Genomic DNA, 16,288 nt, shown 5'->3' with positions numbered 1-16,288 from the left:
ATTTAATTAATAAATTGATTTTCAATAAACTCAATTATTTTTTTACTAGCTAAGCCATCTCCATAAGGATTGTGCGTTTTAGTCATTTTCAAATATATTGAGTTATTATCTAATAATTCTGAACAAGTTTTAATTATTGCATTTTTATCTGTACCCACTAAAATAACTGTTCCAGCTTTTACGGCTTCAGGTCTTTCTGTTGTATCCCTTAAAACTAATACAGGTTTACCTAAACTTGGTGCTTCTTCTTGTACACCACCACTATCTGTTAAAATTAAATATGATTGATTCATAAGCCACACAAAAGCAGGATATGATAATGGATGAATTAACTTAATATTAGAATGATTACCTAACATTTCATTTACTGTATCCTTAATATTTGGATTAAGATGAACTGGATAAATGATTTGAACTGTATCTTTATAAGAATTAGCAATATCAATTAAAGCATTACATATATTTTGAATTCCTTTACCATGATTTTCTCTTCTATGACCTGTAACAAGAATTATTTTCTTAGATGAATCGATAATTTCTTCTAGAAAATTTATTTCATCATTTTTATAGTTAAGTAATTTGCTTTTACTAAACAACAGAGCGTCAATAACCGTATTTCCAGTTACAAGAATAGAATCATTTTTTACATTTTCAATTAGTAAATTATTTTTAGATTCAATAGTTGGAGAAAAATGAAAATCGGCAATTCTACCTGTAATTTGTCTGTTCATTTCTTCTGGAAAAGGCGATAATTTATTATTTGTACGCAATCCAGCTTCCACATGGCATACTTTAGCTCCACTATAAAAAGAAGCTAAACTTACAGCCATAGAAGTTGTTGTATCTCCATGAACATAAACAAAATCAGGCTTAAACTCTTCTAAAATAGGTTTTAGATTTATTATGATATCTGAAGTTAATGAAAATAAGTTTTGGTCTTTTTTCATTAAGTTTAAATCGTAATCAGGAATGATTTCAAAAAAATCTAAAACCTGATCTAACATTTCTCTATGTTGCGCCGTAACACAAACTTTAGTATGAAAATTTTTATTTAATAAAAAATTTTTCACCAAAGGAGCCATTTTTATGGCTTCTGGTCTTGTTCCAAAAACAATTAAATTTCTTATCATAATTATAATCTACCATCAACTTCAGTTGAAAGGAAACCTTTAACATCATAAATAACATTATTTTCTTTTGTTAAAGAACCGATATTTAATTCATTGAAAACCTCATGAGAAACACCTAATACAACAGCATCATATTTTGTTTCATTATTTAGTTCGGAATGACAAACAATTCCATATTCATGAAGCACTTCTTCTGGTTTTGCCCATGGATCATAAATGGTAATATTAATTCCGTATTCTTTTAAGGAATGAACGATATCTACAATTTTGGTATTTCGAACATCGGGACAATTTTCTTTAAAAGTAACACCTAAAAGTAACAATTCGGCTTTATGTAAAACGATTTCTTTTTTGATCATCAATTTTACTACTTCAGAAGCAACATATTCTCCCATACTGTCATTCATTCGACGACCTGCCAAAATAATTTCAGGATGGTAACCCGCTTCCATCGCTTTTTGTGCTAAATAATAAGGATCCACACCAATGCAATGACCGCCTACTAAACCTGGTTTAAAAGGCAAGAAGTTCCATTTTGTGCCAGCGGCTTCTAAAACATCTTGGGTATTAATATCCAAAATATTAAAAATTTTAGCTAATTCATTTACGAAAGCAATATTGATATCTCTTTGAGAATTTTCAATAACTTTTGCCGCTTCTGCTACTTTAATTGTTGGTGCTAAATGAGTTCCAGCAGTAATCACACTCTTATATAAAGCATCTACTTTTTGTCCGATTTCTAGAGTGGAACCAGCGGTTACTTTTAAAATTTTATCAACAGTATGTTCTTTATCACCTGGATTGATTCTTTCAGGAGAATAACCAGCGAAAAAGTCGAAATTAAATTTTAATCCTGATAATTTTTCTAAAACAGGCACACATTCCTCTTCTGTAACGCCAGGATACACGGTTGATTCGTATATAACTATATCACCTTTTTTCAACACTTTAGCTACCGTTTCACTGGCTTTGTAAAGAGGTGTTAAATCGGGCTTATTATGTTTATCTACAGGTGTTGGAACTGTAACGATATAATAATTACAATCGGCAATATCTTCTAATTTATTAGAACATAAAAGATAATTGGAACTTGAAGAATTTTGACTTTTTAAAACTGATTTTAATAAATCTTCTTCAACTTCTAAAGTTAAATCGATACCATTATTTAATTCGGAAATTCTTTGTTCATTGATATCAAAACCAACAACTGGGAATTTCGTAGCAAACAATCTTGCTAACGGAAGTCCAACATATCCTAATCCTATAACGGCAATTTTTATATTCATGTTATTTTCCAATTGCTTGATAAATAAATCCAATTTTTTCTAATTTTTCTCCATCTAATAAGTTTCTACCATCAAAAACAAAAGCTGGTTTTAACATATTATCATAAATTTTTTGCCAATCGTAAGATTTAAATTCATCCCATTCAGTTAAAATAGCAATAGCATGTGCATTTTTACAAGCATCATAACCATTACTTTCAATAGCAATGTATTTTTTATTTTCAGAATCTGAACGTGTTTCCAAATAATTTAAGTCGAAATGAATTTGATCAGCTTCAACTTTTGGATCGAAAACTGCCACATTTGCTTGTTCACTAATTAAATCATCAGCAACATAAATGGCTGCAGATTCACGAGTATCATTGGTGTCTTTTTTAAAAGCCCAACCTAAGAAAGCAATTTTCTTTCCAGAAACAGTATTATATAAAGTACTGATAATATTTTTTGAGAAACGACGTTTTTGGTGGTCGTTCATAATAATTACTTGTTCCCAATAATCTGCAACTTCGTTTAATCCGTATGATTTTGCGATATAAACCAAGTTTAAAATATCTTTTTGGAAACAAGATCCACCAAAACCTACAGAAGATTTCAAAAATTTTGATCCAATTCTACTATCTAAACCAATTGCTTTTGCAACTTCATTAACATCTGCACCCGTTTTTTCACATAATTCACTCATCGCATTAATAGATGAAACACGTTGTGCTAAGAAAGCATTTGCAGTTAATTTTGATAATTCTGAAGACCAAACATTAGTGGTTAAAATATTATCTCTGTTTACCCAATTTGCATAAACATCAACTAATTTCTGAATTGCCTTTTGACCTTCTGGACTTGTATCGCCACCAATAAGAACTCTATCTGGAGCAAATAAATCTTCAATAGCTGTTCCTTCTGCTAAAAATTCTGGGTTAGATAAAATTTGAAAGTTAACTCCGTTGCCAGTATGATCCAAAATATCCTTAATGGCTTGAGCTGTTCTTACTGGTAAAGTTGATTTTTCTATTACAATTTTATCCGATTTAGCCACGCGAGCAATTTGTCTGGCACATAATTCAATATATTTTAAATCAGCAGCCATACCTTTACCAACTCCATAGGTTTTGGTTGGTGTATTTACTGAAATAAAAATTGCATCTGCTTCATCAATCGCTTTATCTACTTCAGTTGAAAAGAATAAATTTCTTCCACGTGCTTCACCAACAACAGTATCTAAACCAGGTTCATATATAGGTAACAAACTTAAATCTTCATGATTCCAAGCATTTATTCTATCTTGATTTAAATCTACTACTGTAACTTTAATATGTGGACATTTTTGAGCAATAACTGCCATTGTTGGTCCACCAACATATCCAGCGCCAATACAACAAATATTTTTAATCATTTTGTTCTTTTTTTAAATTTTTCCAATACCAATCGATAGATTCTTTCAATCCTTCTTTAATTGAAAATTTCGGATTATACCCCAATAAATCTTTAGCTTTATCAATACTTGCTAAAGAATGTGGAATATCTCCACTTCTATTCGGACCATAAACACAAGAAATAGTTGCAATTTCAGAATCGTATGGTGTTAGAAATTCTTTTATATATTTTATTAATTCGTTTAAAGTTGTACGTTCTCCAAAAGCAGTATTATATACTTGATTAATCGCTTCTGAATTTTGAGCCTGCAAAGCTAATTCATTCATTTGAATTACATTGTCTATATAGGTAAAATCTCTTGAATAATTTCCATCTCCATTTATTACAGGACTTTCGTGATTGATAAATAAGGAAATAAACTTCGGAATTACAGCTGCATAAGCTCCATTCGGTGTTTGATGTCTTCCGAAAACATTAAAATAACGTAACCCTATTGTTTCAATTCCATACGTTTTACTAAATACATCTGCATATAATTCATTTACATATTTTGTGATGGCATAAGGAGATAATGGTTTCCCTATTTTATCTTCTACTTTAGGTAAAGCTTCTGAATCACCATAAGTGGAAGAACTAGCTGCATAAACAAATCGTTTTACATTGGCATCTTTTGAAGCTTGTAACATGTTTAAAAATCCAGAAACATTTACTTCGTTTGATGTAATTGGGTCATTTATGGAACGAGGAACACTTCCTAAAGCAGCCTGATGCAATACATAATCTGCGTTTTCAACAGCTTTTTTACAAGTTTCAAAATTTCTAATATCACCTTCAATTAATGTAAAATTAGGATGATTTAAAAAAGGTTCAATATTATGTTTAAATCCAGTTGAAAAATTATCTAAGCAAACAATTTGGTTATTTTGGTTCAAAAAATAATTACACAAATTAGAGCCGATAAAACCGGCTCCACCTGTAATTACAATTTTTTTATTTTGAATAATATCACTCACTTTTTATTAATCTCTTCTTTTTGGAAAATTGATATAATCTAAAAATTTCTCTTTTAATGTTTTAGGCTTTTTGTCTTCTTCATAATAAGCACCATATCCATATCCGTATGCACCATATCCATATCCGTAACCATAACCATAACCATATTTAGCTTTATTTTGGAAACCATTGAAAATGATGCTTACATTTTTAAGCTCTCCTCTCAAGTGTTTTTCATTTACAACAGAAAGCATTCCACGTTTTGTATATGCTTGTCTTACAACATACAAAGTAGCGTCAGCATAATGAGATAATTCTAAAGCATCAGCAACTAAACCAACTGGCGGTGTATCTAAAATAATGTAATCGTATTTCGTTTTTAATTCATTAATTAAATCTTCCATTGCTTCACTCATCAATAATTCAGATGGGTTTGGAGGAATTGGACCTGATGTAATAATATCTAAATTCGGAATATGAGATTTATAAATAATTTCATCCACTGTTTTTTGTCCGACTAAATAATTTACAACTCCAACATTATTATCCACTTTAAAATCACCAAAAATCTTTGGTTTTCTTAAATCTAGTCCAACAATAACGGTTTTCTTTTCACTTAAAGCAAAAACCGTTGCTAAATTGATGGAACAAAATGATTTACCTTCTCCAGAAATGGAAGATGTTAACATTAATATTTTAGTACCTTCTAAATTATGTTTTTTAGACAAAAACTGTAAAGAAGAACGTACCGCTCTAAATGATTCTGCTAAAGGCGCTTTTGGTTTTTCAAAAACAGATAAATTATTTTCAGTATTTTTCTTACCAATAACACCAATAATTGGAATTTTTGTTAGTTGTGTAATTTCCTGAGTAGTATTAATATTTGTATCTGATAATGCTTTGATTAATACATATAAAAAGGGTAAAAAGAAACCAACTATAATGGCTAAAACATAATTAATTGATCGCTTTGGACCTCTAAATCCGCCACCCACATCTTTAGCAGAATCGATAAATTCTATATCAGAAACACTTGCCGCTTTTACGATATCTGCTTCACTTCGTTTTTCTAAAAATGTACTATAAATTTTTTCTTTTAAATCGTATTTTCTAGAAATATTAATATAATCTTGTTGTTTATCTGGCAACTGACTAATAGAACCTTCTGCTTTATTAATTCTATTATTAATACTTTTTAAATCAATTGATAAAGCACTTTTAGAACTTTCAATATTATTTAAAAGTACTTTTTTTACAGATTCCATTTGAGAATCTAATTCTTTGTATAAATTTTGATTTTTAACTGTAAATGTTTTTTCAGCTCTATCAATAGATAATTGAATTAATTTAGAAACATTTGAAACAATATTAGGATCATCAATTCCTGCTACAGCAGGTGCTGGTAATTTAGAATAATCGGTATTTTTTTCTAAATAACTTTTTAAGAAATTATAAAAAGCCAATTTTCGCTTAATATTGTCTTGTTCTAAATCTAAATTTGATATTTCTTCAGTAAATTTTAAACCACCAGTTTCTAATTCATAAACATTAGTATTTTTTCTAAAGTTTTTTAAATCAGATTCCGTATCTTTTAACTGTCCTTCTATTACATTTAAAGTACTATCAATAAATCTAATGGTATTTACTGCAAATAAATTTTTACTATTTAATTCATTTTCTCTTAGGATATCTACTGTAGAATTTAAATATTCAACTAAACGAGCTTTATTAGGTCCTTGCATATCTAACACAATAACAGAAGCTGCTTTTGCATCAGCATTTACACCTATTCCTCTATAAGAACCAACTGTTCCATTAAAATCATCAAATCGTATATAAATATCTTCATTTAAGTTTAACGGTTTTGAAGAATCTAAAGTAATTTGACCGTTAAAAAATGGTAAGTCAATTTCTTGATTAAATCTAAATCTATTAAAATATTTTTTACCGTTAGTAGGAACAAAACTTGTTGAATTATCAACATAATGATAAAGCATAACTTCTTTAGCTTCACCAAAATCAGCTTCAAACTCAAATTGTGTATTTGAAATTGGCTTTATTCTAATAAGCATATTAGCTAATTGCCCTCTTTGCTTATTAATTACAGCTTTAAAAGGTATGGTTCCATAAGCATCTGGGTAAAAATAATCTCCTTTTCTCAAATACTTAATGTAAAATTGCAATTTATCAACAACTCTTTCATTGTGAGTTCTAGAACGTAAAGTAGTAATAACCGTTTGAACTTTATCTGATGTACCTCCCCAATTGAATGTTAAATTGGTATTATTAGAGAACATTGGATTGCTTTCATCTTTTACAACAATTGAAGCATCCATCCCATAAATACTTTCTTTTCTAATATTTACGTAATAAGCCCAATAAAGTGCAACAGAAATAAAAAGCACAAATAATTTCCAATGTCCAAGTAATTTTACAAGAAAAGCTTTTACATCAAAACTAGCACCTTCTGCTAATGATTTTAAATCTTTAGTATCAAACATTATTTATTATAAGCTTTTGATTAGTAAGTAAGTCGTTGTAAGCACTCCAAATACCGAAAGTACAGTAGTAACAGTTTGTATACCATTTAGTCCAAAACCTGTAGTTTTTTGTTTTAATGGTTTAACATAGATATAATCGTGTGGTTTTAAATAAAAAAATTGAGAATTAATTACATTGGCATCTGTTAAATCCAACGTTTCCGATTGATAACCAGTTGGAATTTTTCTCATTACGACTACTTCTTTTTTATTTCCTGTCAAATTAATATCTCCAGAATTAGCAATGGCTTCCAACACATTTAATTTATCTTGAAAAACCGTTTTAGTTCCTGTACTACCAACTTCACCATTAATTGTGTATCGAATACCTGCTAATTTCACAATTACAAATAGATTAGAATTAGGTGTAAAATATTCTTCTAACAATTTTTTTTCTAACAATTTTGAAACTTCTTCAACCGTTTGTCCTTGAACATTTACTGATCCTAAAACAGGAATTCTAATATTTCCAAAACCATCAACTTGATACCCATCAAAATATAACTGATCTTGATTGATTATATTATTTCCTGATACGTCTTTCTTTTTGCTAAATATTTCAACATCTTTCGCATTATTTGACCTAATATCTATAGATAAAATATCATCAACTTGTAATCTGTATGGCTTGTAAGCATCCGCATTTATTTCAATATCAGCAACTTTATCTTTGTTTTTTTCTAAATAAAGAGTGTCTTTATGAGAAATACAAGATGTTAATTGTAAAGAAACTGTAATTATATATAATATATGTTTAAAAAACTTCATAGCATTATTTTAGATGTTACAAATATACTTTTTCTAGGTAAATTAAAAAATTTACATCGGTTTAATTGATGATTCAAATGGTATTCTGTGTAATAAACTTCTTCCAAGTGTAACTTCATCTGCATATTCTAATTCATCACCTACAGAAATTCCTCGTGCAATTGTTGAAATATTTACTTTATATTCTTTAATTTGTTTATAAATATAGAAATTGGTTGTATCGCCCTCCATAGTAGAACTTAAAGCAAAAATTATTTCTGAAACTTTATTTTCTTTAACTTTCTGAATTAATGAATTAATGTTTAATTGACTTGGCGAAATACCTTCAATTGGCGAAATTTTCCCACCCAAAACATGGTAAATTCCTTTAAACATTCTTGTATTTTCAATAGCCATAACATCTCTCACATCTTCAACAACACAAACTATTGAATGATCGCGACTTGGATTATTACATATTTCACAAATTACATTATCGGAAATATTATGACAATTTTGACAATAAATAATTTCGTTTCTCATTTTAGTTAACGCTTCTGTTAACATTTGAGTTTGTTCATTTGGTTGTTTTAACAAATGCAAAACTAAACGCATAGCTGTACGTTTTCCAATTCCTGGTAACATAGCAACTTCATTTACTGCATTTTCTAATAATTTCGACGAAAATTCCATAATGCAAATATATCAAAAAGAAAAAACCTATTTACATTAAGCAAATAGGTTTCTAACTGTTTATTTTAAAAAATTTAATCTATGACTTTAGCAGACAAAATTGCTTTTTTAGCTTCCTTTTCATATTTAGTTTTTACACCTACTTCATACATAGAAGTAACCATTAAACAAGAATCATCAACAACTTTTTTCACCATTACTTCTACATAAACTTCTTCGTTATTTTGATTCATGATTCCAGTACATGCAAAATATTTCACACCATTTTCTGTAAATTCTTGAACTTTAAAATTCTTTAAATCTGGTTCCATTGATTTTTTTAATTCTGCTTTTCCAGACTCATAACTTTGAGGAACAACCATCGCCATTAATACTGCTTTTGGCGTTTCAGACATATACATGTTTCCAAAATTATTAGCATATAAAGATTTATTAAAATCCATATCAATCACAACTTCTGGTGCTTCTTCAACTACTTCTTCTCCATCCTGAGCTACAGCAGAAAATGACACTGTAAATAAAGCTAGTACAAATAATAGCTTTTTAAAAATTTCGTTTTTCATTTTTAATACATTTAATTGTTCCAAATGTAAACAAATATGTTTTGAATTTACATTATTCTGCTATTTTTGTAAAAAAAACTTATGCAACCAAGTACTATCCTTTTATTTTTCCTTTCTTATTTTATTGTATTGTTCGGAATTTCATATTTCATGAACAAAAAAGCGGGAAGTAGCAATGATACTTTTTTTAAAGCCAATAAAAAATCGCCATGGTATTTGGTAGCATTTGGAATGATTGGAACGGCACTTTCAGGTGTAACTTTTATTTCTGTTCCTGGTGCTGTAGATGCCAATCAATTTGCTTATTTTCAGTTTATTTTAGGAAACGCAATTGGATTTATTATAGTTGCAACCGTTTTACTTCCTCTGTATTATAAATTAAACTTAACATCAATTTATACGTATATAGAACAACGTTTAGGTCATTTTAGCTACAAAACTGCTTCATTTATTTTCTTAATGAGTAGAACAATTGGCTCAGCGTTTCGTTTATACTTAGTAGTTTTAGTATTGCAAAATTTTGTGTTTGATAAATTCGGAATTCCGTTCTGGGCAACTGTTTTAATTAGTTTAGGATTGATATTTGCTTATACCTATAAAGGCGGATTAAAAACGATTATCATTACTGACACTTTACAAACCTTATTTTTAGTTGCTTCTGTATTTTTTACGATTTACTTTGTATGTGATAGTTTAGATTTTGGAATTAGCAAAGCTGTAGCTGAAATTGATGCTTCTAAATATTCTAAAATTTTCTTTTTTGAGGATTTCATAGGCTCTGGTCAACATTTTATCAAACAAATTTTAGGCGGAATCTTCGTAACAATTGCAATGGTTGGTTTAGATCAAGATTTAATGCAGAAAAACCTAAGTTGCAAAAACATTAAAGAAGCCCAGAAAAATATGTTTACTTTCACTGGAATTTTTGTAGTTATTAACTTGTTTTTCTTAAGTGTTGGAGCTTTATTATATTTATATGCTACTAAAAACAACATTGCTGTCCCTATGTTAAATGGTGATGTGAGAACCGATTTATTATTTCCAGAAATTGCTTTTAATCATTTTGCTTTAATTCCGGCTGTTGTTTTCTTATTAGGATTAACTGCTGCTACATTTGCAACAACTGATTCGGCATTAACAGCTTTAACCACTTCTTTCTGTATTGATTTCTTAGGAATGGAAAAGAAAGAAGAGACTAAAGAGACTGTTAAAACAAGACATTTAGTTCATATCGGATTTTCTTTAGCCATTTTTATAGTTATCTTAATTTTTAATTCTTTAACCAATCAATCGGTAGTAAAATTAATTTTCAAAGTAGCTTCGTATACGTACGGACCACTTTTAGGATTATTTACATTCGGAATTTTAATTAAAAATCGTTCGGTTAAAGACAAATTGGTTCCATTTATCTGTTTATTATCACCTGCGATAACGTATTTAATTAGTGTAAATTCGGGAATTGATGTAGAAAACCCAAAACTAATTCCTTATGCTTTCGCAGAAGAATTAATCATTGTAAACGGATTGATAACTTTTGTTGGATTGTATCTAATTAGTAAAAAATCGCTTAAAACGGAATAGTTAATATTGTTTAGTTGCAAGCAAAACCAAAGTACAAGCAACTTCAAATTCAATATTATTTTGTTTTAGAATTTCATAAAATTCAGGATTTTCAGTTCCTGGATTGAATATCACACGTCGTGGATGAAGAGAAACGATATAGTCGTAATATTCTTGTTGGTTTTTAGGATTTAAATAAAGTGTAACGGTATCAATCCCAATAAAAGGCACTTTTGTAGTTTCAATTTTAACATCTAAAGCCATACCATCTTTGGTACCAACTGCCACAACTTGGTGACTATTGTCCGTTAGCGCATGAATTGCTTTATACGCATATCTTTCTTTATTTGTGGTTGCTCCTAGGACTAAAGTCTTCATAGTTATGTTGTATTTTTACATAAAAATAGTAAAAGTTTTTTAATTTACATTTATTTAATTCTATTTTAAATTCTATCTTTGGAATACAAGATACTTTTGTAAAAAAACTATGGACATTTTCATTTATTTATTCGTTGCCTTATTTTCAGTATTAAACCCAATAGGAACTGTTCCGATTTTTGTTGGATTAACTCAAGGTTATACCGCTTCGGAACGCTCAAAAACTTCATTAGTAACATCCATTAACGTTTGCGTAATTTTATTGATTTCCTTCTTTGTTGGTCAGTATGTTTTATCGTTTTTTGGGATTACCATAACTGCACTAAGAATTGCTGGTGGAATTATCATTGCAAGTTCTGGATTTTCTTTATTGAATGGTAATTTTAGCAAAAACAAAGGAATCAACAAAAAAGTACAGAAAGAAGTTGAAAAGCGTCAACATATTGCCTTAACACCTTTAGCAATGCCAATGCTAGCCGGACCAGGTTCTATTTCTTTATTAATTGCATATTATCAAGAATTGAGTGAAACAGGAAATGCTATTACTTCATTAGAAATTTTATTCTCATGTTTAGCTATTTTAGCAGTTGCAGCTTTAATTTATATAGTTTTAAGAAGCGCCCATTATTTAGCTAAAATATTAGGTTCTTCTGGAATTGTTGCCATTTCTCGTATCATTGGTTTCTTAACAATTGCAATCGGAATTCAGTATATTATTAGTGCAACATTAAGTATTATTAGAGGAATCTAAGTTAAAAAATTCCAAAAATAAAATCCCAAATTCCAATAAATTGGCATTTGGGATTTTTATTTTAATATTGAGATTTCTTTGATTTATTCTGCTACAGGCAAGAAAACTTCAGCCATCATGCAGCGAGCACTTCCGCCGCCACAAGCTTCAATCGTATCTAAATTAGAATGTAAAATTTCACAATGTTTTTCAATTTTATCTATTTGAACTTGAGTTAAGCTATTAAATGCAGATGAACTCATCACTAAATATCGTTTATCATTAGCTCCTCGAACTTGTAACATATTTCCAGCAAAATGATTTACTTGGTCTTCAGTAATAAAAATCACTTCTTTCCCATCTGCTTTCAAGTTTTCCAACACCATTTTTCGCTCCGATTTATCATCAATAGCATCCGGACATAGAATTGCAAAAGTTTCTGCAATACTCATCATAACATTTGTGTGATAAATTGGTTTTCTTTCTCCATCAACGGTTTGAAAAGCTTCAAAAAGAATGGGTGACATGTCAAAATCTTCACAAAATTCAATCATCAATTCTTCATCAGATCTTGGTGAAATGGCGCAATACGCTTTATTGAATTCTCTGTCTAAAATTAAACTTCCTGTTCCTTCTAAAAACACATTATCCTCTTCCGCTGAAGTATAATCCATTACTTCTGTAATTTCAAATCCTTCATCTTCCAATAGATCTAAAATATCTTCTCTTCTTTCCAATCTTCTATTTTCTGCAAACATTGGATATAAAGCTACATCACCCGTTTCATGAAATGAGATCCAATTATTTGGAAAAATACTATCTGGTGTATCCGTTTCTTTCGTATCCTGAACAACAATTACATTAACTCCAACATTTTTTAGTTTTTCAACTAAAGCATCAAATTCTTGAATAGCTTTAAAATGTACCGTTTCTGGTGTAGTATTTTCAAGTACTTTTTGATAATAATTATTCTCAGTAGTTTGTTCGTTCATACGAAAAGCCACCGGACGAATCATTAAAACGGTATTTGTAGTTTGTCTCATTTCTTAGTTTTTTAATGAGTTCATTACTGACTCAATAATATTCATACTCACCTCAGCCATTTCATTAATTTTTTCATCCAAACATGGATTAACTTCAACTAATTCCATACAAACTGTTTTCGGATTTTTAGCAAAAGAATTTAAAACCGCATTGGCTTCTTCTGGAGTAATTCCGTTTTTAACTGGAGTTCCCGTTCCGTGTGAAGTTAAATCTGGATCCATAGAATCTACATCAAACGAAACATAAATAATATCGCAATTACTTAATTTCGTTTCAATTTCATTTATTACAGTCGCTACACCTTTAGAACGTAATTCATCCACCGAATAATTTCTAATTTGTAAACGATTCATAATATCATTTTCTTGATCTTCTGTATCTCGAACTGCAATGTAAACTATATCTTCAGCATTTATTTTTGGAGCAATTCCGCCTACATGTTTAATTTCTTCCCATAATTTTGAAGTTTCTGCAGATAATTCATTGATTTTACTTGGCAAATTATCTTCATTTAATGCTGTTGCCAAAGGCATACCATGCATATTCCCAGAAGGCGTTGTATAAGGTGTATGAATATCGGCATGAGCATCAATCCAAACCACTCCAAGTCTTTTATCAGGAAAAGCCGATTTAATTCCTGCGATGGTTCCACCTGCTGAACCATGATCGGCAGCTAATAGTAAGGGAAATTTATTATTTGAAAGTAAAGTAGAAACTTTTTCGTTTAGAGAATTGTAAATGGTTAATAATCCATCAATTCGTTTAGCATACGTATGCTCAGTAGGTTGGTCTAAAAGATAATTTACATCTTTTATTTCTTCAATTTGTTGATTTACCAAAAATGATTTTTGGTTCTTCCTGGCGGCTGTTATTATGGCATCTGGACCTAGAGACGCACCACGTGTACCTGCCGTAATTTCTGACCGGTTGATTAAAAGTACTATATCTTTACTCATAAATTTTAAAATGTTCGATAAGTTACAAATATAAAAAAAGGATGTAGAAATGTAGAATTTTTTAATTTAATTAATTAAGAATTTATTTTGTAATTGTTACATAATTGTCAACTCTTTACTACTGTAAAAAATATCTTGCAAATTGATTACTAATCAGTTACCTTTGGTAAAACTAAAAATTATTTATCATGGGATTATCAAATTTTTTTAGCTCATTATTTGGAAAAGCTAAACAAACTGCAGAAACTGCTAGTGAAAATATTTCTGAATTTGCAGATTCTGCTATGGATAAAGCTACAGAAGTAGTAACAGATGTAAAAGAAAAAGTGGAAGAAGTTGCTGAAACTGCTTCTGCAAAATTGGAAGAAATGGGTGTACCAGAACAAGTTTCTCAATTTGTGGATACTGCAAAAGATAAATTAGCTGAAGCTACGGATTGGGCCGAAGAAAAAGCAGCAGTTGCTAAGGAAAAAATTGCCGATGTTGTGGAAACAGTTGAAGCAAAAGTTGACGATTTAACAGGCAACAAAGAAGAAGACGAACCTACAACAGGTGAGGCATAAAACAAAAAAGTCCCGATAAATCGGGACTTTTTTTATTGGTTTAACTTACCAACTATTTTCTTAATATCTTGTTCTTTATTTTTTGGATAAATTAACAATACATTTTCTTTATCTACAATTATGTAATCTTTTAAACCATCGATTACAACCAATTTTTTTCCTTCTGTTCGGATAATATTATGCGTTGCATTTTCTAAATAAACAGAAGCATTAACAATTGCATTATCTGACTCATCTTTATCAAGTTTATCGTATAATGAACCCCAAGTCCCTAAATCATTCCAATCGAAAGTTGCCGATAAAACAAATACATTAGGCGCTTTCTCTAGAATGGCATAATCAATTGAAATATTTTCAGCTAAAGGATAGTTTTCTTCAATAAAGTTTTTTTCAGTTGAAGTATTATAAGCCTCCCAACCTTTTAAGAAATGGTTATACATTTCTGGTTGAAATTTTTCAAAAGCAGAAACAATTGATTTCACACTCCAAATAAAAATACCTGCATTCCATAGGAAATTTCGACTTTGAATAAATTGTCTAGCAGTAGCATAATCTGGTTTTTCTCTAAACTGAACTACTTTTTTAACAGGTCTTCTATCTAATTTATCGTATTCGATATATCCATAACCTGTATTTGGGAATGTTGGTAAAATACCTAATGTCATTAATGTATCTTGCATTTCACAAAACTGAAATGAATTTTCAACATTCGCTACAAATTGTTCTTCATCCTCAATCCAATGGTCGCTTGGCGCAACTAAAACTAAAGCATTCGGATTTTGTTTTTTTATTTTTAAAGAAGCATATAAAATACAAGGTGCTGTATTTCGCATGGCTGGTTCCAAAATAATTTGCTCTTTTTTAACTAAAGGCAATTGTTCTAAAACGATATCATTATAACTCTCATTCGTAAGAATTAAAATATTTTCTTTTGGAATGATTTGCGATAAACGACTAAACGTTTTCTGAATTAACGTTTCACCCGTTCCTAACATATCATGAAATTGCTTAGGATATTCAGCCGTACTAACTGGCCAAAACCTAGAACCTACTCCACCTGCCATTAAAATGGCGTAATAATTTTTATTCATATTTTATATTGCTAAGTAACAAAAATCAATGTTACTAAGTTAATTTGAAATTACTTCTACTTCTGCATTAGGTTGAAACAAAAACATTCTACCTGTACTGACTTCCAAACATTCATAACGTTTTACACGCAATGCCATTTTTTTAAAAACTTTACCATTTTTAATTCGGAATGTACTCCCAAAAGGGATTTCAAAGATATAATTATTCTCTGTATTTCTTTCATCAAATTGTTTTAAAGCAACAGAAAGCTTAGCATCGGTATCAGAACTTGCTTTCGGATTTCTGAAATGTCTTGCCATTAAAGGCAAAATTTGATGTGGGAAAATTTCTGGTCGAATAAATGGAATCATCAAATGCTGAAACGTAATTTTCCATTCCGTTCCATGAGGCATAATATTTCGTCCGTACTTTTCAAAAGCTACCAAATGCGCAATTTCATGAATTAATGTCATCAAAAAACGATATTTATTCAAATTTGCATTTACCGTAATTTGATGAAAACCATCGGGATGCCTTCGATAATCGCCATGACGCGTTTGCCTTTCATTTACAATTTTTAAATGCACATGATTGGCTTTTATCAGTTCGAAAACAGGTTCTACTGCGTGTTCTGGTAAATATTTTTGTAAAACGGCACTCAAA

16 protein-coding genes are annotated in these 16,288 nt (G+C 29.8%); 3 read left to right on the top strand and 13 right to left on the bottom strand.

Annotated elements, in window-relative coordinates; translation table 11 throughout:
• Nucleotides 1-2: 2 nt before the first annotated feature.
• The 8 genes from wecB to BMY86_RS00165 form a co-directional block, all read right to left on the bottom strand.
• On the bottom strand, nucleotides 3-1,130 hold the full coding sequence (gene wecB, locus BMY86_RS00200; protein ID WP_091463471.1) for a non-hydrolyzing UDP-N-acetylglucosamine 2-epimerase: 1,128 nt from the start codon (nucleotides 1,128-1,130) through the stop codon (nucleotides 3-5).
• A gap of 2 nt (nucleotides 1,131-1,132) precedes the next feature.
• Nucleotides 1,133-2,416, bottom strand: coding sequence for a nucleotide sugar dehydrogenase (locus tag BMY86_RS00195; protein WP_177177095.1), 1,284 nt, complete (start codon nucleotides 2,414-2,416; stop codon nucleotides 1,133-1,135).
• 1 nt (nucleotide 2,417) lies between these two features.
• Nucleotides 2,418-3,806, bottom strand: a complete 1,389-nt coding sequence (locus tag BMY86_RS00190; protein ID WP_091463467.1) for a UDP-glucose 6-dehydrogenase — start codon at nucleotides 3,804-3,806, stop codon at nucleotides 2,418-2,420.
• On the bottom strand, nucleotides 3,799-4,791 hold the full coding sequence (locus tag BMY86_RS00185; RefSeq protein ID WP_091465514.1) for an SDR family oxidoreductase: 993 nt from the start codon (nucleotides 4,789-4,791) through the stop codon (nucleotides 3,799-3,801). The genes BMY86_RS00190 and BMY86_RS00185 overlap by 8 nt, the downstream gene beginning before the upstream one ends.
• 15 nt (nucleotides 4,792-4,806) lie before the next feature.
• The gene (locus BMY86_RS00180; RefSeq protein WP_091463465.1) at nucleotides 4,807-7,281 is read right to left on the bottom strand and encodes an exopolysaccharide transport family protein; all 2,475 of its coding nucleotides are present in this window, start codon (nucleotides 7,279-7,281) and stop codon (nucleotides 4,807-4,809) included.
• A gap of 6 nt (nucleotides 7,282-7,287) precedes the next feature.
• The gene (locus BMY86_RS00175) at nucleotides 7,288-8,088 is read right to left on the bottom strand and encodes a polysaccharide biosynthesis/export family protein (protein WP_091463463.1); all 801 of its coding nucleotides are present in this window, start codon (nucleotides 8,086-8,088) and stop codon (nucleotides 7,288-7,290) included.
• 51 nt (nucleotides 8,089-8,139) lie between these two features.
• Complete coding sequence (gene recR / locus BMY86_RS00170) at nucleotides 8,140-8,760, bottom strand: recombination mediator RecR (protein ID WP_091463460.1); 621 nt, start codon at nucleotides 8,758-8,760, stop codon at nucleotides 8,140-8,142.
• Between the two features lie 74 nt (nucleotides 8,761-8,834).
• A complete protein-coding gene (locus tag BMY86_RS00165) occupies nucleotides 8,835-9,323 on the bottom strand; it encodes a hypothetical protein (protein WP_091463458.1) in 489 nt (162 codons plus the stop codon).
• Between the two features lie 81 nt (nucleotides 9,324-9,404).
• Here BMY86_RS00165 and BMY86_RS00160 point away from each other — a divergent pair, with 81 nt between their 5' ends.
• Nucleotides 9,405-10,904, top strand: a complete 1,500-nt coding sequence (locus tag BMY86_RS00160; protein ID WP_091463455.1) for a sodium:solute symporter — start codon at nucleotides 9,405-9,407, stop codon at nucleotides 10,902-10,904.
• On the opposite strand, the gene BMY86_RS00155 is transcribed toward BMY86_RS00160, so the two are convergent.
• Nucleotides 10,905-11,261 carry a CoA-binding protein gene (locus tag BMY86_RS00155; RefSeq protein ID WP_091463453.1) on the bottom strand — a complete coding sequence of 119 codons (357 nt, stop codon included), beginning with the start codon at nucleotides 11,259-11,261 and terminating at the stop codon, nucleotides 10,905-10,907.
• Between the two features lie 109 nt (nucleotides 11,262-11,370).
• Between BMY86_RS00155 and BMY86_RS00150 the strand changes: the two genes are divergently transcribed.
• Nucleotides 11,371-12,012, top strand: coding sequence for a MarC family NAAT transporter (locus tag BMY86_RS00150; protein WP_091463450.1), 642 nt, complete (start codon nucleotides 11,371-11,373; stop codon nucleotides 12,010-12,012).
• A gap of 83 nt (nucleotides 12,013-12,095) precedes the next feature.
• Here BMY86_RS00150 and ctlX read toward each other — a convergent pair whose 3' ends face one another.
• Both ctlX and rocF read right to left on the bottom strand, forming a co-directional pair.
• Entirely contained in the window at nucleotides 12,096-13,034 is a 939-nt protein-coding gene (gene ctlX, locus BMY86_RS00145) for a citrulline utilization hydrolase CtlX (RefSeq protein WP_091463446.1), read from the bottom strand.
• A 3-nt stretch (nucleotides 13,035-13,037) separates the two neighbouring features.
• A complete protein-coding gene (gene rocF / locus BMY86_RS00140; protein ID WP_091463443.1) occupies nucleotides 13,038-13,991 on the bottom strand; it encodes an arginase in 954 nt (317 codons plus the stop codon).
• Between the two features lie 188 nt (nucleotides 13,992-14,179).
• Between rocF and BMY86_RS00135 the strand changes: the two genes are divergently transcribed.
• A complete protein-coding gene (locus BMY86_RS00135) occupies nucleotides 14,180-14,554 on the top strand; it encodes a hypothetical protein (protein WP_091463439.1) in 375 nt (124 codons plus the stop codon).
• Between the two features lie 32 nt (nucleotides 14,555-14,586).
• On the opposite strand, the gene BMY86_RS00130 is transcribed toward BMY86_RS00135, so the two are convergent.
• Both BMY86_RS00130 and BMY86_RS00125 read right to left on the bottom strand, forming a co-directional pair.
• On the bottom strand, nucleotides 14,587-15,645 hold the full coding sequence (locus BMY86_RS00130; protein WP_091463438.1) for a mannose-1-phosphate guanylyltransferase: 1,059 nt from the start codon (nucleotides 15,643-15,645) through the stop codon (nucleotides 14,587-14,589).
• A gap of 39 nt (nucleotides 15,646-15,684) precedes the next feature.
• Nucleotides 15,685-16,287, bottom strand: coding sequence for a SprT-like domain-containing protein (locus tag BMY86_RS00125; protein WP_091463436.1), 603 nt, complete (start codon nucleotides 16,285-16,287; stop codon nucleotides 15,685-15,687).
• Nucleotide 16,288: the final 1 nt, after the last annotated feature.

It is taken from the genome of Flavobacterium urocaniciphilum (assembly GCF_900110615.1).
Lineage (GTDB): Bacteria > Bacteroidota > Bacteroidia > Flavobacteriales > Flavobacteriaceae > Flavobacterium > Flavobacterium urocaniciphilum.
The sequence above is the reverse complement of the archived record's forward strand: the minus strand, read 5'-3'. Positions and strand labels throughout refer to the sequence as shown.